Below are 19,633 nucleotides of genomic sequence, written 5' to 3'. Positions count from 1 at the left end.
TCCGCCGATCGTCCTTGACCGCGTCCAGACGAATCTGGACGCTGCTCGGTGCCGCTCAGCGTTGCTTCGCCGGGATCCGCAGCACCCGCTTCCCGACGATCACGTCGATCCGGTAGGTCCCGCGCTTCACGGTCGGGGACGTCGTGACCTCGACCCCGCGCCGCCGGACGGTGCGCAGCACGCGCTTCCCGCGGCGGACGCGGACGACGACCTTGCCGGCGCGACCGGAGGTCCGGGTCACCGTCACGCGCGGGCGTGACTTCCCCCGTGCCTCCTCCACCCGTGCGACGACCGAGCCGTCGTCGGCGGCGTGGACCCGCACCGCGGAGCGGTCGGCCTCGAGGTCCTTCGCGCAGAACGGCGCGGTGACCCACTTCTTCTGGCTGAAGAGCTTCGTCTGGTCGCTCGAGCGCTCCGACGTCGGGTCGTCGGACTCCCCGTAGGTCAGGATCGTGCGGATCTCGGGGCAGCCCGGGGTCAGGTGCACCGCCTGCACGAACGACGAGCCGTGGACGACCTCGGTGTACCCCTTCGCGGGGTTCCAGACGGGGGTGATCACGTTGAAGATGCCGCTCGGGCCGGGACCGCCGGGGATCGGGATCCGCTCGCCGCGTCGCGTCACCGTCTGCCCCTGGCGGAGCGTCGCGTCGATCGGCAGGCCGGCCTTCGCGAGGTCGTCGACCGCCTGGTTCAGCGCGACCGGGACGGTCGGCGTGAGCGCGTTGAGCCCGCCGGGGGTGTTCACGGGGTCGGCGGGGTCGAACGGCGTCCGGAACGGCCCGACGACCGACGACGCGACCGGCAGCCCGGTGACGATGCTCGGGATCACGGTCCCGAGCCGCTCGACGAAGCGCTGCCACAGGACGGCGCCCTTCGAGTCGAGGTCGTTGTGGAGGTCCCAGCCCCGCAGGACCCGGCAGGCCTCCGACGTGCACCCGGCGACGAGCTGGTCGCGCCAGAGCTCGCCGCTGAGGACCCGGTTGCCCATCCCGACCTGCATGAGGTTCTCCAGGTCGAAGCCCTTGCCGGGGAGCCCGTCGGTGCCCGCCAGGCGCTCCTGCAGCTGCGTGATCCCGAGGCGGGTCCGGAGCGTCCGGGCCGTGCGCTCGTCGCCGATGATCCGGCTGAAGCCCTCGAGCGGCTTCGCCGGGTTCGTCAGCCAGTACGAGTCGTTCATGTTCGAGACGTGGTCGTCCCGGCGCAACGACGGCAGCGCCTTGGGCCCGAGGATCCCGGGCACCGCGGCGTCGGCGTCGGTCCCGGGCCGGCACGCGGTCCGGGAGCCGTCGAGGATCGGCAGCCGCTGCAGGGTGTCGGTCGTCCGCCCGAGCACGGTCTCGCACGCGTCGTACTTCTTCGCGTCGATGTTCGGCACGTTGCCGATGTCCGCGTAGTAGGCGTTCCCGGCGGTGTCGGCCGCGATCGTGTTGACCCACGGGATGCCCTCGTACTTCTTCAGGATCGACTCCACGTCCTGCGTGGACTGGGCCTGGTCCATGTCGAAGAAGTGGTTCATCAGTCGGCCGAAGTTCTCGGCGTTGCCGTCGTACAGCGCGTAGGCGTTCACGGGCGACCACGGGAACAGCGAGAGCCCGAGGAGCGAGGTGAAGATGGGGCCGTGGTCCGACGACCACAGCGTCCGCGTCCGTGGGACGAGCTTCCCCCCGCTCCCGGGCACCTGGACCGTGACGCGATCGCCGCGCATGTCCTTGACGACGCCGTCCTCGACGTACTTCGTCGGCACACCCGGCACGAGCTGCAGCTGGTACGGCACGAACCGCCGCGCGGTCGACACGGTGTGGCTCCAGGCGACGCCATGCGTGGCGCCGATCAGCACGATCGGGACGCCCAGCAGCGATCCGCCGGTGACGTCGAGCTTCCCGGGGACCGTGAGGTGCGCTTGGTAGAAGCGCTCGGAACCCTGCCACGGGAAGTGCGGGTTGCCGTAGAGCAGGCCGTGGCCGTCGCGCGAGCCCGTCCTCCCGATCGCGTAGGCGTTGGACCCGAGTCCACCGAGCCGGCGGTCGAGCTCGCCGGGCGCGACGGTGCGCGCCGCGGCCTGCGCGTCGACCGGGCCCGTCAGCGGCTGGGCCTCCGCGATGCCGTCGATGGCGACGCCGCCGGACGCGAGGATCGCGAGCTGGTGGAACCGTCGGTAGACGTCGATCGCGGTGATCGGCCGCACCCAGGCCTTCCCGCGACACGCGGGGTTCGTGATGCCGGCGGGCCCGCCGATGCGCTTCAGCCAGGCGTTCCAGCCGGCGACGTACCCGCGGACGGCCTGGATGATCTCCGGCTTCGGGCCGACCGGCGGCGGGACGGCGACGAGCCGCTCGACGGTGCCGCGGTCCTTGATCCGCTGGTAGAAGAAGTCGCTGTTGAGGTTCTTCGCGCGCGACCCGTTGCCCCGGATCTCGTAGCTCTTGTCGGGCCCGAACCACCGCGACCGTTCACCGGCCACCGTGACGTACGTCTCCGCGACGGTGCAGGCGTCGTCCTCGGCCAGCGCCTGCGCGTATCCGTAGCCCAGGGACGCGAAGTCCTTGGCCTTGATGTGCGGGATCCCGTACGCGGTGCGGGCGACCGTCACGTCGTACCGGTCGGCGGCCGACGCTGGTCGGGCGCCCAACGTCGCCGGGACCGCGAGGGCCAGGGCGAGGAGGACGGTGCGGAATCGTGACGCCTGCGTCATCTGCGCAGACTACGCAGGCCCGCCGATCGTTTGGGAACGGTGTCGTCCGCAGATGGCCCGGCCCGGGCGGCGGTTGACCTGAGCTCGCACCACCCGATCCACACCGGCCGACCCACCGATTCCCGCACGTGTACGCCGCGGGGGTGTCGTTCGCGTGTCGGGCGCGTATCAATTCGTACCGAACGCTCAAGATCCCTTGCGCAACCGTCGACTTCGGGGAGCATGGTCGGCATGGAAGGAGGCGCGACGCGGCATCTGCTCACCGACGTCGACCCCGGCCTGGCGATCGTGTCGTTCGTCGCCGCCGTCGCCACCGCCTTCGTCGCCCTCGAGATCGCCGCCCGGGCGCTCCGCGCCGACGCGCCGCAGCGCCGCCGCCTGCTGATCGTGTCGGGCCTCACCATGGGGTGCGGCATCTGGGGCATGCACTTCCTGGCGATGCTCGGGCTCGAGGACAGCCACGGCTTCTCGTTCCGGATCGACCTCGTCCTGCTGTCGGTCGTCTTCGCCGCGGCCGGGTCGACGATCTCCCTGTCGCTCGTCGCGCAGCCGCGCGTCACGCGCAGCCGGGTGTTCCTCTCCGCGTCCTTCATGGGGCTCGCGGTGTCGGCGATGCACTACACGAGCATGGCCGGGATCCGGTCGGACGCCAGCATGACATGGGACGTCACGCTGGTCGTCGTCTCGATGGTGATCGCGTACGCCGCGTCGCTCCTCGCCCTCGGGTCGGTCGCGTCGATGCAGGGCGAGAACACCGAGTGGAGCCCGCTCGGGCGCCTCGGGGCGGCGACGAGCCTCGGGATCGCGGTCGCGGGGCTCCACTACACGGGCATGGCGGCCGTGACCTTCGGGCCGGCACCGCCCGGGAGCACCGGGACGGGCCTGGATCTGGGGTCCTCGGCGCTCGCCACCATCCTCGGGCTCGGCGCGTCGGTCCTCCTGCTGGTCGTGACGATCGACGGCAGCCGCCACAAGCGCCGCGCCGAGATGGCGGGCGACCTGGCGATCTTCGCGCGCGTCTCCCGCGACATCGGCCGGCGGGGCGACGCCCGGACCACCATCTGCGTCGCCGCCCAGGAGCTCATCGGCTGCGACGTCGCGATGCTCTTCGAGCCCGACGGGGACGGACGCCTCGTGGCGCGTGCGTGGTCGGGCGACGCCGGCCCGATCCAGGTCGACGTGGCCGAGGGCCGGTCGATCGCCGGGGACGTCCTGCGCACCGCCCGCCGTCGGTTCATCCCCGACATGCAGGTGATCGCGGGGACCGACCGCGCCGTCATCGAGCGGACCGGCGTCGTCTCCGTCGTGATCGAGCCGGTGCTCCTCGACGAGCGGTCGATCGGCGTGCTCCTCTGCGGCTGGACGAGCCGGATCTCGGCCCCGGGCGAGCGACGGCTCGCGATCTCCGCCCTCCTGGCCGCCGAGTCCGCGGTCGCGATCGAGCGGGCCGACCTCGTCGCCCGGCTCCGCGAGCAGGCGCTGGTGGACGGCCTCACGGGCCTGCCGAACCGCCGCGCGCTCGACATGGCGCTCGACCAGGGCGTCAAGCGCGCCGACCGCTCCGGACAGCCCTTCACCGTCGCGATGGTCGACGTCGACCGCTTCAAGGCGTTCAACGACACCTACGGCCACCCCGAGGGCGACCGGATCCTGGCGGAGATCGCCGGGGCCTGGCGTGCCGAGCTGCGCGGCGACGACATCGTCGGGCGCTTCGGCGGCGAGGAGTTCCTGCTGCTCCTCCCCGGCGTCGACGGCCAGATCGCCGGCAGCGTCATCGAGCGCCTGCGGTCCTCCATGCCCACCGAGGTCACGTGCTCGTTCGGCGTCGCCACCTGGGACCGCGTCGAGGGTGCGACGACGCTCGTGGCCCGTGCGGACGCCGCGCTCTACGCCGCGAAGGTCGCGGGGCGCGACCGCGTCGTCGTCGGCTGAGCCGGGACGAGATCGACGAACGCCCGTCCGGGTCAGGCGGTCGTGGATGATGGCATCGTCCCGTCGTCGTCCCAGGATGAGCCGTGCTCGCTCGATCGTTCTTCCCGTTCTCCCGTCCGCCCCGCACGACCCGCGGGCGCCTCGGCCCACTCCTCGTCGCCGTGTCCGCAGCCGCCGCCATCGCGGTGATGCCCGCCACGGCGGGGGCCGCCGCCTGTCCGGCCGCGACCGCCACCACGACGGACATCCTCGTGACGCAGGGCGTCGACGACCGCCGCACGACCTTGACCCGGCAGGGACGCCCGCGCTCGGACTACCCCGTCGACTTCCGGCAGACCACCCTGCAGTTCGGCCTCGACGAGGACCGGCTGTACGGGGACGGCGACAGCAAGCAGCCGTTCGTCCGCGACGATCGCGACCGACGGGGGCGTCGCCACGTGACGCTGTGCGTCGAGCGTGGGCGCTTGGCCGTCCTGCCCTCCCCGGCCCGTGGAACCCGCCTCGCAGGCGTGAGCGTCGGCGGGGCCTTCGTCGCGTGGCGCACGACCCGGGGCGCCCGCGGGTCGGTCCACGTCGGCAGGATCGTCGGCGGCCGCGTGAAAGGCGTGCGGCAGACGTCGACGGTGCCGACACGGGCGGGCCGGGCGGTCGACGGTCGTCTCCAGGTCTCCGCCCACGGGGACGTCGCGTGGGCGCTCACCCGCCGGTCCGGTGACGCCCGTCGCAACGTCTGGGCCTGGTCGCGCGGAGGATCCGTGAAGGCGTTGCGCCGGCCGTCCGGCGTCGCTGACCCGCACGTCGTCCGGGTCGCCGACGACCAGCACGTCGCGCTCGACGGCAGCGCGACGCTGCTGAGGTTCGCACCCGCCGTGAAGGGCCGGTGCCCGCGGGTCGACGCGACCCGGTGGTCGCCGCTGGCGGGGCTGCGCGTCGCCGACATCGGCGGCGCGACCGACGCGCCCGAGGCCCGCAAGCCCACCGAGTGGGCGTTCCTCCTGGTCTGCGATCCGTCGTCGGGCGCTCTCCGCCGGGTCGTCGTGACGCGGGGCGACGGCGTCGCCGGGCACACGCGAAGGGTCGTCCGCGTGGCGCGGACCGGGTCGTGGCTCCTCGTCGAGCGCACCCTCCTGGCCCGGTCGTACAGCTCCGTCTCCTTCTCGTACTCGACCGAGATCCTGCGCCTCGGGGACCGTTCGACGACCACGGTGCCGGGTGGCCTCGCAGGTCCGGGGATCCCCGGACCGCCGACCTATCCGGGTCGGACGGGGCGCGTCGAGTTCCCGGTCGGCGCGGTCGTCCGTCCGGGCGCGGTCGCGTGGACGACGCCGATCTCCCCGACATCGGATCCGGCCCGCTCGACGCTCACGCTCGTCGACGCGGCCGGCCGCCGCGACGTGGGCACGACGACCACGACCCCGTCCTTCATGGGCGATGCCCTGACCTGGACCGACGGCGCCGACCCGCGCACCGACCCGGTGCGTCCGGCCCCGGGCGAGCAGGCAGCGGTCGCGACGCTGCAGCCGAATCCGTACTGAGCGATCACGGCGGGACGGGCGGTGCTGCTGGCGAGCGGCGTTCGAGGCGACGTCAGCCGCGGCCCCGGCGCTCCGCCTCGACGAGGCGGTCGAGGCGCGGGTCGTCGTCACCGACCATCTCGTGGAGCAGCGTCCGGACGATCGACAGGTCGACGGTCCCCGCCGCGACGACGGCCTCGATGTCCGCCCAGTCCTTCGTGCGGTCCCCGACCACCTTGAACACGACGAGCTCCTCGGGCCCGAGGACCGGGGTCTCGCCCCCCGCGAAGGGCACGATCCTCCGGTACCGGCCCGCCTCGGCGTGCACCGGCGCGTAGTCGAAGAAGACATCGACGGGCGTGCCGTCCCACCACAGGCGCATCTGGCCGTCGTCCGCGATCGTGGCCGAGGCCCCGTCCGGCAAGTCGATGCCATCGGGTAGCGCGGAGAGCGCCGGACCGTTGTCCTCGGCCGGGACGAAGATGTTGACGTCGATGTCGCTCGTCCCGCGCGGGTCGAGCGTCCAGTAGGCGATGGCGCCGCCGAAGGCGTGCGGGACCTCCGCGGCGTCGAGCGCCCGGTGGATGGCGATCAGACGCTCGGCGAGGGTCACCGCGTCCGTACCGGCAGACGGGGGAATCGGAGCTGGGGCGCGTGGACGGTCGGCAGCAGCGCGGCCAGCTCCAGGACGCTCTCGAGCGCTCGTCACGGCGTCTCGTCGGACCCTGTCCGCTCCTCCGGGTCCGGTCCCGCGTACCACCTGCCGTCGACCCGCTCGAACGAGAGGTCCGTCGGCTTGCCGTCCTCGATCGACCCGTCCGGTGCGATCGCGGTGTCGCCGGTGATTCGGACCGTCTTCAGCGCGAGCGTCGACTTCGACTGGCGCGACGCCGCGACGGCCTTCTCGAGCGTCTTCGGGCAGTCGCCCGGGTCGGCGCCGACGAACACCGCGGCCTGCGCGATCTGCTTCTTGGCCTTCGGCGACAGCAGGTCGCACGCACGGTCCCAGTCCTTGGCGTCGTAGGCGGCGAAGAAGTCCTCGGCCACGGCACGGATCTGATCCTCGTCCGAGCCCGACGTCGATGGACCGTCGCCTCCCCCACCGCACCCGGCGAGGGCGACGACCGAGCAGCAGAGGACGGGGACCACGAGGCGGCGCACCCGGGCATCGTGACCGACGCGGCGCGTGCCGATCGACGGGATCCGCCGCCCCTGAAGCCTGCGCCCCGGGGCCCCTGCCGGACGACCGGGGCAACCGGCGGGATCCGCCGCCCCGGAGACCTACACCTCGGCTTCTTGTGAAACGGCCCGCGACCAGCACCCGCGCGAGTCAGCCGCCCGCGCCGTCGCGGCAGGTGCCGCACCGCGCCCCCGCGTACCGCGCGGCGACCGGATCGAGTGCACGCCCGCACGAGGAGCACCGCTGCGCGGGAGCGGACACGGACGACGACAGCACCCATGCGGGCGCGGCCGCCGGGACGGCCGTGGTCCGTCTCGTCGACGTGAGCGCCCGGAGCGCCCCGGACACCAGGACGACGAGCACGATCGCCAGCACCAGGCCGGCCAGTCCCCCGACGACGGCGGGCCCGATGAACGGGCCCTTCTCCGCGAGGAAGCGGTCGGTGTCGCAGCGGGCGGCCGTGCCCGGGAGGTGCGCCACGCACGCGGCGCTGGTGAGGGCGTCGAGCGGCCGGCCGGTCACGTGCCGCGTGCCGGCGATCGCCCCGGCCACCGCACCGCCGACGACCGCGAGCCGCGTGGCGATGGCTCCCGAGGTCGTGCGCATCCCTCGATGGTGGCGCGGGCCGTCGCCGACGACGAGCGGGGTCGACGAATGGGCGGGGTCGACGGCGATCCCGCGTAGGGCCGGCCGCCCGGAGCAGGCCCACCGTCGTCCGGTCCGACCCGCCCCCTACCCTCCGCCGTCGTGTCCCGCAGCCTGCTCACGGTCGTGATGGTCCTGCTCGTCGCCCTCGGCGGCGGAGGCGTCCTGATCCTCGGGGACGGCGCGGAGGACCCCGGCGATCGCGCGCCGAACACCACGGCCCCCCGCGCCGGGACGGACCCGCGGACGGCGGAGGACCCTGAGGGCTGTCGCCGGACCTCGGGGGTGGTCGACCTCGGCATCTCCGGCACGCGCTATCCCGAGGTCCGCGCCCACTGGGAGCGCGCCGTCCGCGCGGGACGCCCGCGAATCCTGACCATCAACCGCGCCGGCGCGGCGGACCGCCGCCGCATCCTCCTGCGCGGCATCCCCACCCGCCCGGGAGACGACCGCGACGAGTACCCACCGGCGATGGCGAGGACGACGCCGGACGCAGACGTGGCCTACGTGGACTCCGCCCAGAACCGCGGCGCCGGCTCGGTCCAGGGGATCAAGCTGCGGAAGTGGTGCTCGGGGCAGCGGTTCCGGGTGGTCTGGTACTGAGGGGTCAGAGCCCAGAAACCGTTGAACAACTACGTGGGCTTTCGCGAACCAGCGGTGAGAATCTGGACCTGCACACCAGTCGTCGGGGCAGCAAAAACCCGATCCAGTTTGCTGGCGCTTGTAGGACCGGCCGCCAGCAGGACGCGTCATACAACGCAGAAACGCGGGGCGGTCGAACGACCGCCCCGCGTCTTCCAGCGGCGTGAGCCGAAGGGTCTACCAGTCGCTGTTCGAGGAGCAGGCGCCCTTGCCCGGCTGGTCGCAGGATCGGGCGATACCCGAGGACGACTTCGTGATGGTGAACTTCGTGTCGTCGCTCGACTTGGACTCGGCAACGATCGTGTAGGTGTTCGCGGCGGCCGCGCTCACCGTGACCTTGCCCTTGGCGAGGTCCGCGGAGTCGACCAGGGGCAGACCCGAGGCGTTGAGCTCCGCGACCGTGTCGCAGTTCACGTAGGTCTGCTCGGTCGCGTAGCAGGATTCGACCTGCGACACGAGGTTTCGAGCATCCGACTTCGCCGAGGCGTCCTTGGCCTTGTCGGACTGACCGAGGAACGTCGGCAGCGCGATCGCGGCCAGGATGCCGATGATCAGGATGACGACGAGGAGCTCGATGAGCGTGAAGCCGCCCTCGCCCTCACCCTCCTGGTTCTTCAAGTTGCGAATTGCCTTCTGCAGCATGCGGATTCTCTCCTGAGAATTCGGTGATTGGGATGGGTTGCAAGACCCAGCTCCGCGACCTAGCCGCGGGGTCAATCACGCACCCCGGTGGCGACCCGGCTCCCTCCCCGAAGAGAGGCCCGTGGCTTTGCGTCCCGCCCTCACAGACGGTTTGCCCTTGGCACCTCGGTGCTGGCTGCTTGCACCCAACCCATCGGGGCGAGATCCCTGCCGCCTGAAGCAACACGAGTTGGAAATGGACGTCTGTACCAATCGCGTATCAGTTTGCCGTGCCGGCCAACCGAGATGCTCTCCCGTTGCCTGACATCGACGTGGATCAGCGCACTACGGCAGTCGATCGCGCCACAACGCGAAGCGGGGCGGTCATAAGACCGCCCCGCAGGACCTTTCGCTATGTCGGCGGGTCTACCAGTCGCTGTTAGACGAGCAGGCGCCCTTGCCCGGCTTGTCGCAGGAGCGGGCAATACCCGAGGTCGACTTCGTGATCGTGAAGGCCGTTCCGTCGCTCGACTTCGACTTCGCGACGATCGTGTACGTGTTGGCGGCCGCCGACGTCACGGAGACCTTGCCGGCCGCCACCGCTGCCGCCGTTGCCGCGTCGACAACCGGGAGGCCCGACGGGTCGCCGATCTGCGCGGCAGTGTGGCAGTTCACGTAGGTCTGCTCGGTCGCGTAGCAGGATTCGACCTGCGACACGAGGTTTCGAGCATCCGACTTCGCCGAGGCGTCCTTGGCCTTGTCGGACTGACCGAGGAACGTCGGCAGCGCGATCGCGGCCAGGATGCCGATGATCAGGATGACGACGAGGAGCTCGATGAGCGTGAAGCCGCCCTCGCCCTCACCCTCCTGGTTCTTCAAGTTGCGAATTGCCTTCTGCAGCATGCGGATTCTCTCCTGAGAATTCGGTGATTGGGATGGGTTGCAAGACCCAGCTCCGCGACCTAGCCGCGGGGTCAATCACGCACCCCGGTGGCGACCCGGCTCCCTCCCCGAAGAGAGGCCCGTGGCTTTGCGTCCCGCCCTCACAGACGGTTTGCCCTTGGCACCTCGGTGCTGGCTGCTTGCACCCAACCCATCGGGGCGAGATCCCTCGACCTTGATCGGACTAGACGTTCGTTCGACGTCATACACCTTCGAGACGACGAGCCGCCCCACGCGGGAGGCCGAGGCCCTTCGAGCGACGATCGTCCTAGGCTCGCTCGCCGCCCCTGCCACCGACCGGCCCGGCGTCCACTCTCCACGACATGGGACTCAAACATCCGCCGAGATGCCTCAAACCGTCGCGGGGCGTCCCAGTGAGGTGGTCGAAGGAGAACCATGCTCCCCCTTCCCCAGCACCGATCGCTCCGCGCGGGACGAGCCTCGTCCGGCCGCCGGCTCGCCGGCGACGAGGGGTTCACGATGATCGAGGTCGTCGTCGCCGCCGCCCTGCTGGTGATCGGGGTCCTCGCCACCCTCGCGCTGATGGACCGCGGCGCGAGTGCCACGGCCACGTCGTTGCAGAAGGATCGCGCCACGGCCATCGCCGAGGAGCTCGTCGAGCGCGCCCAGGGCATGACCTATTCACCGCTCGTCAACCAGATGGTCGAGCCGGACGCGACGACCGGGGACACGCCCGGCCGGCGCATCCAGCAGGCGATGTCCCCGGACGCCGCATCCGCCACAGCGCCGACCGAGACCGTCGACGCCACCTACATCGGCCGGCGCACCAGCACCTGGCAGCTGCGGCGGGGCGGGACCACCTACACCGTCAGCTACAAGGCGTGCACCCACTCGGACGTCGTGGACCACGTCCAGATCCTCGGCGCCTACGACTGCGACCGCGTCGCCACGTCCGGTGGCGGTGGCGGAGGGGGCGGTGGTGGAGGCGGCGGAGGCGGCAACCCGACCGCCTGCGCGTCGGCGCTCCTGACGTCGCCGTCCGACATCGCCACGCAGATCCAGAGCGGCGTCCCCGCGGCCAACGTCGTCGCGCGCGTCCAGCTGCTCGGCGTGCTCGGGGTCAACGCCTGCGTCGGCGGGATCCTCAACGCCGTCGGGCTCGGGAACCTGATGAACCCGGTCTGCCAGCTCCTCGGCAACGGCACGAACGCGCTCAGCAGCGTCAACGGCCTGCTGAACGGCGTGCTCGGGTCGCTCGGGTCGCAGGCCCAGCTCAGCGTCTGCCCGTCGACGCCGGGCAACACGTCGAGCAACCTGCCGTACCACATCGGATCCTCCACGGACGTCGAGGTGACCGTGACCTGGACCCCGCCGGGACGGACCGCACCTGTGCGCGTCGTGCAGTCCGCGCTCGTGAGGCGGGCCGCCGCATGACCGCGATCCACGAGACCGCGTCCGACGAACGGACGTCGGAGGACGGCTTCACGCTCGTCGAGCTCCTCGTCGCGATGACCCTCGGGATCGTCGTGCTGCTCGCCACCCTCCAGGCCGGCGACCTCCTGCGGACGGGACAGCAGAAGTCGAGCCGCCTGACCGACGCGCAGGAGCAGTCCCGCGCGGTGATGCGGACGATGACCACCGAGCTCCGGCAGGCCCGCGGACCGGCCACGAACATCAGCCCGGTCGCGTCCACCGACGCCGCCTCCCGCAGCGACCTGATCGCCTCGGTCTACCTCCCCGACGGCTCGACCGGCTGGGTGCGGTACTGCGTCACGAGCGACGGGCAGTCGCTGCTGCGCGGCCAGGTCACCGACGCCACCGGCACCGCCACGGCGCCTCCGGCCCCCGGGACCTGCGCCACGAGCGAGACTTCCGGCGGATGGCGCTACGCCGCCCTCGTCTCCGGCCGCCTGTCCGCCGGATCGCAGCTCTTCGACTACACGACGACGACCTGCACGACCTACACCGTCGCGTGCACCCGCACCGCCGCGGCGATCCGCGCCGTCGGCATCCAGCTCAGCGTCCGAGAGAGCAGCTCGTCGGACGCCCGCAGCCTGACCACCCGAAGCGCCGTGACGCTGCGCAACGTCCCCGCATGAGAGGCCATCTCCCCATGATCTCCCGCACGTCCAGCCCCCGCCGGCGCCCCGCGAACGACGCCGGCTTCGTGATGGTGCCCGTCATGGCGATGCTCGCCCTCGGGCTCGCCCTCGCGTTCGTCGCGCTCGCTCTCGTCGACCGGCAGACCGCCGGCGCGCAGGAGAACCGCGAGGCGGATGCGACCGAGGCCCTCGCCGAAGGCGCACTCAGCGCGACGGCGAACGTCCTGGCGTCCGACAGCGGGAACGCACGCTGGCGTACCGCAGGGTGCAGCACCTACAACGGCTCCCTGACCGGCGCGTCCGCCGCGGGCACCGACCCCGTGGCCGTCGCGGTCGAGAACGCCGTCCGTGCGTCGTTCCGCGACCGCCAGAGCGACGACACGACGCAGGCGACCGAGTACATCGTCAAGGGCGGCAAGCGCGCGACGTTCACCGTCAACGTCTGCCCCACGACCGACAACACGTCGACCCTGACCGGGGGCGAGACCCGGTGGTCCGACACGATGCTGACCCGGACCGGGGTGACCGGCAAGCAGGCCGGGCTCCGGACGCTGTGGCTCCGCGCCCAGGGAAACCTGCGGTCCAGCACGAACGCCGGCGGCACGGCAACGGTGTCCAAGTCCCGCGCTGCCGCCGAGAAGATCCGCCAGAGCGGCGGCGACAACACGCCTCCGACCGACTACGCGATCGGTGCCGCATCGATGTCGACCGATCTCTCGACCACGCTGTCCGGGCTCACGACCTCAGGGTCCGTCGGCAGCCTGCTCTCGACGATCCTCGGGACCAAGCCGGTCGTCACGAACTCGCCGGACGATCCGGTCGCGCCGAACAGCCCGTCCGCGGCCAAGATCGGCCTGCGGTGCGGCCTCCTCACCGGGGTGAAGCTCGGGTCCGGTCAGAGCGTCAACCTGAACCAGACGAACCTCGACCTCTGCCTCGGCGGCACGCTCGGCGGGGCCAGCTCGGCGACGTCGAGCCTCGGTCTCGGCGCGGTCAGCGGCCTGCTCGGCCTCGACCGCTTCGCGTCGCTCGATTCCTGGAGCATGACCTCGTCGCGCACCGTCCAGGCCTACCGGGACGCCGCGAACCTGCTGAAGACCGCCGGCCAGACTCCCGGATACGGCGACAACCGGACGAAGAACGTCACCGGCACCGATCAGCCCTGCGTGACTGACACCGAGTGGTCCACTCTCGGTACGAACTCCATCATCTACATCGACCGCGTCGGGAAGAACACCGATTCCAACGCCGGGAGCCAGTACTGCACGCTCTCCGGCACCCACCAGGCGAAGATCATCGTGGTCGCACGCGGCGGCGTGCGCGTCACCGGCACGTTCAAGGGCGTCGTCTACGGCGCGAACCTCGAGGAGTGCGACCCGTCCGGGGCCGCGAGTGACGCGTCGATCGACTCCTGCTCCTCGACCGCGCGGAGCGCGGCCACCAGCTCGACGACCGACGGCACCAAGAACTCGAGGCACGAAGTGGTCCGCGTGGAGGCCGGCGGGCAGGTGCGTGGGGCCGTCTGGGCCGACGGTGCCGGTGGCCAGGTCGGGCTCTACCCCACCGCGCTCAGCACCAACTCGTCGGTCACCGGAGCGCTGCTGCAGAATCTCGACTCGACGCTCTGCAGCAGCGGCGCGGCGAACGGGCTCGTGGCGTCCCTGGCCAACCTCGTCGGGAACCTGTTGACCGGCGTCCTGAACGCTGTCGGCACCGGCAACCAAGAACAGCTGGTCCCGACCGGCAGTGCGGTCCCCTCCGGCGCACCGCCGACCTCGACGACGCAGGCCTGCGGCCTCTTCCAGGGGACGCTTAAGGCGCTCGCGCCGTCATCGCTCACCAGCTTCCTCGGCGTCGGTGGCACGACGCCCGTGGGCTACGAGAAGTACACCCGCTCGTGCCTCCTGTTCATCTGCAGCGCCTGGACGAAGGTGTCGAGCACGACGGTCCTGTCACTCGTCAACCCGGCCAACGACCAATCGCTGATCTCGCAGCTGCTCGGCACCACGGGGACCCTCAACGCCGTCGTCAACGCCCTCGGGGCGACGTTGAGCAACAGCCCGCCGTTGGTGATCCGCGACGCGACGGAGATCGCGAAGGCCAAGGCGCCGGTCAGCGACAGCACGACGGTCGTCAGCGGCACGTTCCGGTCCGTGCCGCCGACCGGGGTTCCCGGCACCTGAGTCCACCGGCCGCACCGCCACCCGCTCGGGTGGCGGTGCGCCATGATGCAGGGTGATGCAGCCCCTCCGTCTCCTCGTCGTCGCCACCGCGATGGTCGCGCTGCTCGCGCTCGTCGCCGGCCTCGCGGCCACCAACGACCGGGTCGAGCGGGGTCGTACGACGACGACGCGGGCCACCCCGCCTTCGACGGCGCCGTCGAAGGAGCTGGAAGCGGACGTGCCCGCGAAGAAGCCGATCGAGATGCGTGTCGGCGACACCGTGACGCTGAACGTGACGATCCCCGAGCTCGACACCCTGACGCTCGAGGCGTTCGGGCTCGACGAGTCGATCGCCGCGAACGTGCCCACGCCGGTCATCGTCACCGCGATCACCGCGGGGCGCTTCCCGCTCAAGCTCGAGGACTCCGGCACGAGCATCGGCGAGCTCGTCGTCAAGCCCGCGCTGCCCGCCGGGGAGCAGCCGGCCGAGCCCGCGCCCGAGAAGCCGTCGACGCCGGAGACGGCGCCCGCGACCGCGGCGCAGGGGCCCGCGGTCGGCGCCGCGTTCTGAGGGAGCCGGGGCGGCGGTCGGCCCCCCGGGCCGCCGGTCGGCCCGTCAGCCGTCGGACTTGACGGTCTTGCGCGTCATCGGACGCGGGATCGGCGCGTTCGCCGGCGGGACGTCCTTCTTCGCCGCCGGCTTGCGCGTCGACTTCTTCGCGCCGGCCTTCTTGGCGGGCGCGCGCTTCTTCGCGGCGGGCTTCGTGCCCGCGGCCTTGGCGTCGGCCGACTTCTTCGCCGCCCCGCGCTTGGCGAGCATCGCCTTCGCGCGCTCCTTCGCGGCCTCGACCTCTTCCGGGGTCTTCTCGCGGGGGGTCTCGGACGGCTTCAGCTGGGCGTCGTGCGCCGGGATCGTGAGCTTGGTGCCCTCGCACCAGGGACAGACGACCTCGTGCGGCTCGCCGTCGGCGCCGGAGATCAGCTTGCCGGTGCTGCGGCAGACCCAGCACTCGCGGTGCGCCTCGTCGACCGCAGGGGCGTCCGCCGACCCCTCGTCGAGACCGCGGGCCTTCGCCCCGCGCTTGCTGAACTGGCTGGACTCCATCGGGGCCGAGGATACGCACGCGCGGAAGGGCTCTGCGTAGCGCCGTGGTACCGGCGGACGGATGGTCGCCGCGCAGGCACCGCCCGTCGCACCGGCCGCACGGCCGCCGGGCGACCGTCGCTACCCTGCCCGCATGGCCCACCACGACGGCCGGTTCGCCCCGAGTCCGAGCGGGCCGCTGCACCTCGGGAACCTCCGCACCGCGCTCGTCGCGTGGCTCCGCGCGCGCAGCACCGGTGGCCGGTTCCTCATGCGGGTCGAGGACCTCGACCGCGGGCGCAGCCGGCCGGAGCACGAGGCGTCGCAGCTCCGGGACCTGGCGGCCCTCGGGATCGACTCGGACGGCGAGATCGTCCGGCAGTCCGACCGCGACGACGCCTACGCGGACGCCGTCCGGCGCCTCGCGGACCTCGGCCTCGTCTACCCGTGCTGGTGCACCCGCGCCGAGATCCGCGAGGCCGCCGGGGCGCCACACGCCGACGCACCGGAGGGCGCGTACCCGGGGACCTGCGCCCACCTCGACGCCGCCGCACGCGCGGCGCACGAGGAGCGCGGCCGACCCGCCGCGCTGCGGGTGCGCGCCGAGGGTGTCCGTCAGTCCGCCCATGACGCGGTCCTGGGCGAGCTCTCGGCCGTCGTCGACGACTTCGTCGTGCGCCGGGGGGACGGAGGCTTCGCCTACAACCTGGCGGTCGTCGTCGACGACGCCTGGCAGGACGTCGGGGAGGTCGTCCGCGGGGACGACCTGGCCACGAGCGCCCCGCGGCAGGCCTGGCTGGCCGAGGCACTCGGGCACGCGCCCCCGACGTACCTGCACGTCCCGCTCGTGCTCGGCCCCGACGGCCGACGACTGGCCAAGCGCGACGGGGCGGTCACGCTGGCCGACCGGGCCGCGCTCGGCGAGGACGCGGTCGCCGTGCGGTCCCAGCTCGCCGCGAGTCTCGGGCTGTGCGGGCCCGGCGACCGTCCGTCCCCCGAGGAGCTCGTCGCGCGGTTCGAGGTGGACCACCTCCGCGGTGTCGTGCCGCTGCGCTGGGACCCGGTCGCCGGGCCGCTCGTCTGACCCGGGACCCGGTCGCCGGGCCGCTCGCCTGCCCCCCGCCGCCCGCGTGGTCGGCCCGGACCGTCCGCGTGGGACACTCGGGTACGTGTTCACGCCGGTCAAGATCGTCCGCTTCTGGCTGCCGGCGCTGATCTTCGCCGTCGGCCTGGCGATGGTCGTGATCAGCCCCGACATCATCGGGCTCGAGGGCGCGGCGCTGATGCTCGGCGGCGGGCTCGGCGTGGTCGTGTCGAACAAGATCCACCGCATGGGCCTGCGCGGCGAGCGGGACCGCGACGACGAGCTCGGCGCCCGGACCTTCATGCAGAAGTACGGCGTGTGGCCCGACGAGGCGTCCGAGGACCTGCTCGACGAGGCCGAGCGGGCGGGCGACATCCTGCCGCGCGGGCCGCTCCCCGGGTCCGTCGCCGCGGGGCCCGCCCCGATCGGACCGGCCCCGGCGCACGCCGCATCGGCCACGTCCGCGCCTGCCACGCCGTCTCCCGCGGCCCGGGAAGACCCCCACGCCCCCCGGAAGCCCGCGCCGGAGCCGGGAGCCCATCCACATTCGGGCGCTCGCCGCGCAGGGCGGCCCGGGTCCCGCCGGCCGCGGAGGCGCTGAGTCCCCCGGACGGCGGGCGGACCGTCGCCCCACGGGGATAGGCTCCCTCCCACCTGTGCCGCGCTCCACCGACACCGTCGTCCGCGAACTCGCCGAGGCCGCTCGCCAGTACGGACGGCTGGGCATCGACACCGAGTTCGTCGGCGAGGGCCGCTACCGCCCGCTGCTCTGCCTGGCGCAGGTGGCCGTCGACACCCCCAGCGGCGGCATCCGGATCGAGCTGCTCGACCCGATCGCCGACGAGTTCGATCCCGCGCCGCTGGCCGAGGTCCTGGCCGATCCGGCGATCGAGATCGTCTTCCACGCGGGCCGGCAGGACGTCGCGCTGCTCAAGCGCACGTGGGAGACCGAGGTCCGCGGGGTCTTCGACACCCAGCTCGCCGCCGGCTTCGCGGGCCTGCGGTCGCAGATGGGCTACGACGCCCTGCTGCGCGAGGTCCTGAAGGTCAAGCTCGAGAAGTCCGCCAGCTTCACGCGGTGGGAGCAGCGGCCGCTGAGCGACGAGCAGAAGCGGTACGCCGCGGAGGACGTCCAGCACATCCTCCAGCTCTCGGTCGCGATCCAGAACCGCCTGGTCGACCTCGGCCGCCTCGACTGGGCGCTGGAGGAGTGCCGCGTCCTCGAGGACGTCAGCGACAGCCGCGAGCCGGAGCTCCTGTTCCCCCGGCTGCCGCGGATCGACGGCCTCGACCCCGCCCAGCGCGCCGTCGCCTTCCGGCTCCTGGAGTGGCGCGAGGAGGAGGCGTCGAAGGCCGACCGTCCGCCCTCCACCGTGCTCCAGGACCAGACGCTCGTGGAGCTCGCCAAGCGCCGCCCGCGGGACCGCGAGCGGCTCCAGCAGATCCGCGGCGTCACCGAGGCGACGCTGCACCGCCGCGGCGACCGCCTGCTGCGCGCGATCGCCGAGGGCCGCGACTACGAGCCGATCCCCGTCGAGCGGGAGCGCCCGGTCCGCCAGGACCCGGTCGACCCCGAGCTCGTCGCGCTGACGGAGACGCTGGTCCGGACGCGCGCGAAGCAGGAGGAGCTCGCCTACGAGCTGCTCGCCAACCGCTCCGACCTCCAGCGCATCATCGCCGCGTGGCGCGACGGCACCGACCAGCCCCAGATCCGGACGCTCACCGGCTGGCGCGGCGACGTCGTCGGCAAGGACATCTTCGCGCTGCTCAACGGCGAGCTGACGCTGCGGGTCGGCCCGGACCGGACGGTGACCGCCGAGCGCTGACGCCCGGCGGCCGACCCCGGCCCCTCAGACCAGGTCGCGCAGCTCGACCGCGCCGTCCTCGCGGGTCCACCAGCGCAGCCGCAGCCCGCCGTCGACCCCGGGGACCGCACAGGACCAGCAGGGCGACCCGTCCTCGGCGCGGAGCTCCTGATCGCCGGCGTCCGTCGTCCATGCGCCGACGTCGAGGTCGTCGGCCTCCCCCTGCTTGCCCGACGCGATGCGCGCCGCGACGGCGGCCAGGGCCTCCGGCGACACGCGACCGCGGTTGCGGTCGACGGACTCCAGGTAGTCGGCACCGATCGCGAACGGCCCGAGCGGGCGGTCGCGACGGCCGGCGTCGTGGTCGCGGGCGAGCCACGCGGCGACGATCTCCAGGTGGTGGGCGCGCACGCGGTCCCGGTGCACGGCCTCCGGGATCGCGAGCTGGGCCAGCTGGTCGACGCGGACGGACGGGGGCGTCGCCTGCTCGGGGACCTCCGTCGCCCTGCGACGCGCGATCGCGGCGTTGCGGTCGCCCGGGGTCATCGCGTCCAGGCGGAGCTCGGCCAGCTTCTCGCGTAGCGTCCGGATCTCGTCGCGGGCCGTGTCGAGGGCCCCGAGGAGGAGCTGCTGATCGCGGTCCGGCGACGCCGGTGGGGTCCAGTGCTGGGACTCCGCCCGGCGCTCGCGCTCCGCCCCGCCGGGGAGCGCGACGAGCTTGCCGCCGTGCTTCGGCGCGATCGGGGGCCGCTTGGACGGGCCGGTCGGCGGGCCCTCGTTGAAGCGCTCCCCCAGGACCTCGAGCGCCCGCGGGCCGTAGCGGCCCATGCGGTCGAGGACCAGCGGGTGATCGCGCGGGTCGGAGTCGTCGTCGACGCCGGGCCACCAGATCCGCGCCGCGCCGCCGAACACGCCGAGCTGCGTGGGCAGGAGGGCAGAGAGGAAGCGGCTGGCAGGACCGGTGCGGACCGCGCGGATGATCGCGTCGCGGCCGACCTCCTTGCGCACGCGGTGGTGGTCGAACGCGGGACGGTCCTCCCCCGCGCGGGTCGACAGGCAGACGATCGGCTCGGTGCGCTCCGGATCCATGACCTCAGCGGCGAGGAGCTCGCCCTGGTCCTCCGTGGCCGCCACCGGGATCCCGAGATCCAGCGGCGTCGGCGGGCGCGTGGCCGCACGGCGCGGGCGCCGGTCGCTCTTGCCCCTCGGCGGCGCGGAGCCGCTGGTGGCGTTGATCGGGTCGTGACGCATGGGACCTCCCGGAGGG

Annotated in this window: 18 protein-coding genes and 2 riboswitches; of the genes, 10 read left to right on the top strand and 8 right to left on the bottom strand. The window is 72.8% G+C overall.

Going from position 1 to position 19,633, the window contains the following annotated elements; translation table 11 throughout:
* Nucleotides 1-55: 55 nt before the first annotated feature.
* Nucleotides 56-2,692, bottom strand: a complete 2,637-nt coding sequence (locus tag PATMI_RS31295; RefSeq protein WP_051471976.1) for a penicillin acylase family protein — start codon at nt 2,690-2,692, stop codon at nt 56-58.
* 231 nt (nt 2,693-2,923) lie between these two features.
* Between PATMI_RS31295 and PATMI_RS34965 the strand changes: the two genes are divergently transcribed.
* Both PATMI_RS34965 and PATMI_RS0117790 read left to right on the top strand, forming a co-directional pair.
* Nucleotides 2,924-4,624 (top strand): sensor domain-containing diguanylate cyclase, encoded by a 1,701-nt coding sequence (locus PATMI_RS34965; protein WP_051471974.1) that lies wholly within the window; start codon nt 2,924-2,926, stop codon nt 4,622-4,624.
* 83 nt (nt 4,625-4,707) lie between these two features.
* The gene (locus PATMI_RS0117790) at nt 4,708-6,159 is read left to right on the top strand and encodes a hypothetical protein (protein ID WP_026911849.1); all 1,452 of its coding nucleotides are present in this window, start codon (nt 4,708-4,710) and stop codon (nt 6,157-6,159) included.
* 52 nt (nt 6,160-6,211) lie between these two features.
* On the opposite strand, the gene PATMI_RS0117785 is transcribed toward PATMI_RS0117790, so the two are convergent.
* The 3 genes from PATMI_RS0117785 to PATMI_RS0117775 form a co-directional block, all read right to left on the bottom strand.
* Complete coding sequence (locus PATMI_RS0117785; RefSeq protein ID WP_026911848.1) at nt 6,212-6,751, bottom strand: hypothetical protein; 540 nt, start codon at nt 6,749-6,751, stop codon at nt 6,212-6,214.
* 92 nt (nt 6,752-6,843) lie between these two features.
* Entirely contained in the window at nt 6,844-7,299 is a 456-nt protein-coding gene (locus PATMI_RS0117780) for a Cif family virulence factor (protein ID WP_026911847.1), read from the bottom strand.
* Nucleotides 7,300-7,468: 169 nt separating this feature from the next.
* Nucleotides 7,469-7,924 (bottom strand): hypothetical protein, encoded by a 456-nt coding sequence (locus PATMI_RS0117775; RefSeq protein ID WP_026911846.1) that lies wholly within the window; start codon nt 7,922-7,924, stop codon nt 7,469-7,471.
* Between the two features lie 141 nt (nt 7,925-8,065).
* Here PATMI_RS0117775 and PATMI_RS34960 point away from each other — a divergent pair, with 141 nt between their 5' ends.
* Nucleotides 8,066-8,566 (top strand): NucA/NucB deoxyribonuclease domain-containing protein, encoded by a 501-nt coding sequence (locus PATMI_RS34960; RefSeq protein WP_051471973.1) that lies wholly within the window; start codon nt 8,066-8,068, stop codon nt 8,564-8,566.
* Between the two features lie 216 nt (nt 8,567-8,782).
* On the opposite strand, the gene PATMI_RS38575 is transcribed toward PATMI_RS34960, so the two are convergent.
* A complete protein-coding gene (locus PATMI_RS38575) occupies nt 8,783-9,247 on the bottom strand; it encodes a type IV pilin protein (RefSeq protein ID WP_084270045.1) in 465 nt (154 codons plus the stop codon).
* An 86-nt stretch (nt 9,248-9,333) separates the two neighbouring features.
* A riboswitch (cyclic di-GMP riboswitch) is annotated at nt 9,334-9,413 on the bottom strand.
* A gap of 239 nt (nt 9,414-9,652) precedes the next feature.
* Nucleotides 9,653-10,129, bottom strand: coding sequence for a type IV pilin protein (locus PATMI_RS38570; protein ID WP_084270044.1), 477 nt, complete (start codon nt 10,127-10,129; stop codon nt 9,653-9,655).
* A gap of 86 nt (nt 10,130-10,215) precedes the next feature.
* A riboswitch (cyclic di-GMP riboswitch) is annotated at nt 10,216-10,295 on the bottom strand.
* Nucleotides 10,296-10,564: 269 nt separating this feature from the next.
* On the opposite strand from PATMI_RS38570, the gene PATMI_RS36070 reads away from it, so the two are divergent.
* From PATMI_RS36070 to PATMI_RS0117740, 4 genes are read left to right on the top strand one after another with little or no spacing between them, the layout of a single operon-like run.
* A complete protein-coding gene (locus PATMI_RS36070; protein ID WP_026911845.1) occupies nt 10,565-11,563 on the top strand; it encodes a type IV pilus modification PilV family protein in 999 nt (332 codons plus the stop codon).
* The gene (locus PATMI_RS37630) at nt 11,560-12,228 is read left to right on the top strand and encodes a PulJ/GspJ family protein (protein ID WP_026911844.1); all 669 of its coding nucleotides are present in this window, start codon (nt 11,560-11,562) and stop codon (nt 12,226-12,228) included. Before PATMI_RS36070 ends, PATMI_RS37630 begins: the two co-directional genes overlap by 4 nt.
* A gap of 14 nt (nt 12,229-12,242) precedes the next feature.
* Nucleotides 12,243-14,414, top strand: a complete 2,172-nt coding sequence (locus PATMI_RS0117745) for a hypothetical protein (protein WP_026911843.1) — start codon at nt 12,243-12,245, stop codon at nt 14,412-14,414.
* A gap of 55 nt (nt 14,415-14,469) precedes the next feature.
* Entirely contained in the window at nt 14,470-14,964 is a 495-nt protein-coding gene (locus tag PATMI_RS0117740) for a hypothetical protein (protein ID WP_026911842.1), read from the top strand.
* A gap of 45 nt (nt 14,965-15,009) precedes the next feature.
* Here the strand turns inward: PATMI_RS0117740 and PATMI_RS34950 are convergent, their stop codons facing one another.
* Nucleotides 15,010-15,498, bottom strand: a complete 489-nt coding sequence (locus PATMI_RS34950; protein ID WP_051471969.1) for a hypothetical protein — start codon at nt 15,496-15,498, stop codon at nt 15,010-15,012.
* Between the two features lie 133 nt (nt 15,499-15,631).
* Here PATMI_RS34950 and gluQRS point away from each other — a divergent pair, with 133 nt between their 5' ends.
* The 3 genes from gluQRS to PATMI_RS0117715 all read left to right on the top strand — a co-directional run bounded on the left by gluQRS (nt 15,632) and on the right by PATMI_RS0117715 (nt 18,387).
* Nucleotides 15,632-16,561: a tRNA glutamyl-Q(34) synthetase GluQRS gene (gene gluQRS / locus PATMI_RS0117725; protein ID WP_026911840.1), complete on the top strand. Its 930-nt coding sequence runs from the start codon at nt 15,632-15,634 to the stop codon at nt 16,559-16,561.
* Nucleotides 16,562-16,646: 85 nt separating this feature from the next.
* On the top strand, nt 16,647-17,162 hold the full coding sequence (locus PATMI_RS0117720; RefSeq protein WP_026911839.1) for a hypothetical protein: 516 nt from the start codon (nt 16,647-16,649) through the stop codon (nt 17,160-17,162).
* Nucleotides 17,163-17,217: 55 nt separating this feature from the next.
* Nucleotides 17,218-18,387 carry a ribonuclease D gene (locus PATMI_RS0117715; RefSeq protein WP_036726070.1) on the top strand — a complete coding sequence of 390 codons (1,170 nt, stop codon included), beginning with the start codon at nt 17,218-17,220 and terminating at the stop codon, nt 18,385-18,387.
* A gap of 24 nt (nt 18,388-18,411) precedes the next feature.
* Here the strand turns inward: PATMI_RS0117715 and PATMI_RS0117710 are convergent, their stop codons facing one another.
* Nucleotides 18,412-19,617 (bottom strand): hypothetical protein, encoded by a 1,206-nt coding sequence (locus PATMI_RS0117710; RefSeq protein WP_026911837.1) that lies wholly within the window; start codon nt 19,615-19,617, stop codon nt 18,412-18,414.
* Nucleotides 19,618-19,633 lie beyond the last annotated feature (16 nt).

The sequence above is a fragment of the Patulibacter minatonensis DSM 18081 genome (assembly GCF_000519325.1).
Taxonomy (GTDB): domain Bacteria; phylum Actinomycetota; class Thermoleophilia; order Solirubrobacterales; family Solirubrobacteraceae; genus Patulibacter; species Patulibacter minatonensis.
Note: the sequence above shows the minus strand (reverse complement) of the source record. Positions and strands in the feature narration are given on the sequence as shown.

Coding starts and splice junctions, on each gene's coding strand:
- PATMI_RS38570 (WP_084270044.1), bottom strand. CDS start 10,129: ATGCTGCAGAAGGCAATTCGCAACTTGAAGAACCAGGAGGGTGAGGGC.
- PATMI_RS0117710 (WP_026911837.1), bottom strand. CDS start 19,617: ATGCGTCACGACCCGATCAACGCCACCAGCGGCTCCGCGCCGCCGAGG.
- PATMI_RS31295 (WP_051471976.1), bottom strand. CDS start 2,692: ATGACGCAGGCGTCACGATTCCGCACCGTCCTCCTCGCCCTGGCCCTC.
- PATMI_RS37630 (WP_026911844.1), top strand. CDS start 11,560: ATGACCGCGATCCACGAGACCGCGTCCGACGAACGGACGTCGGAGGAC.
- gluQRS (WP_026911840.1), top strand. CDS start 15,632: ATGGCCCACCACGACGGCCGGTTCGCCCCGAGTCCGAGCGGGCCGCTG.
- PATMI_RS38575 (WP_084270045.1), bottom strand. CDS start 9,247: ATGCTGCAGAAGGCAATTCGCAACTTGAAGAACCAGGAGGGTGAGGGC.
- PATMI_RS36070 (WP_026911845.1), top strand. CDS start 10,565: ATGCTCCCCCTTCCCCAGCACCGATCGCTCCGCGCGGGACGAGCCTCG.
- PATMI_RS0117745 (WP_026911843.1), top strand. CDS start 12,243: ATGATCTCCCGCACGTCCAGCCCCCGCCGGCGCCCCGCGAACGACGCC.
- PATMI_RS0117740 (WP_026911842.1), top strand. CDS start 14,470: ATGCAGCCCCTCCGTCTCCTCGTCGTCGCCACCGCGATGGTCGCGCTG.
- PATMI_RS34965 (WP_051471974.1), top strand. CDS start 2,924: ATGGAAGGAGGCGCGACGCGGCATCTGCTCACCGACGTCGACCCCGGC.
- PATMI_RS0117775 (WP_026911846.1), bottom strand. CDS start 7,924: ATGCGCACGACCTCGGGAGCCATCGCCACGCGGCTCGCGGTCGTCGGC.
- PATMI_RS34950 (WP_051471969.1), bottom strand. CDS start 15,498: ATGGAGTCCAGCCAGTTCAGCAAGCGCGGGGCGAAGGCCCGCGGTCTC.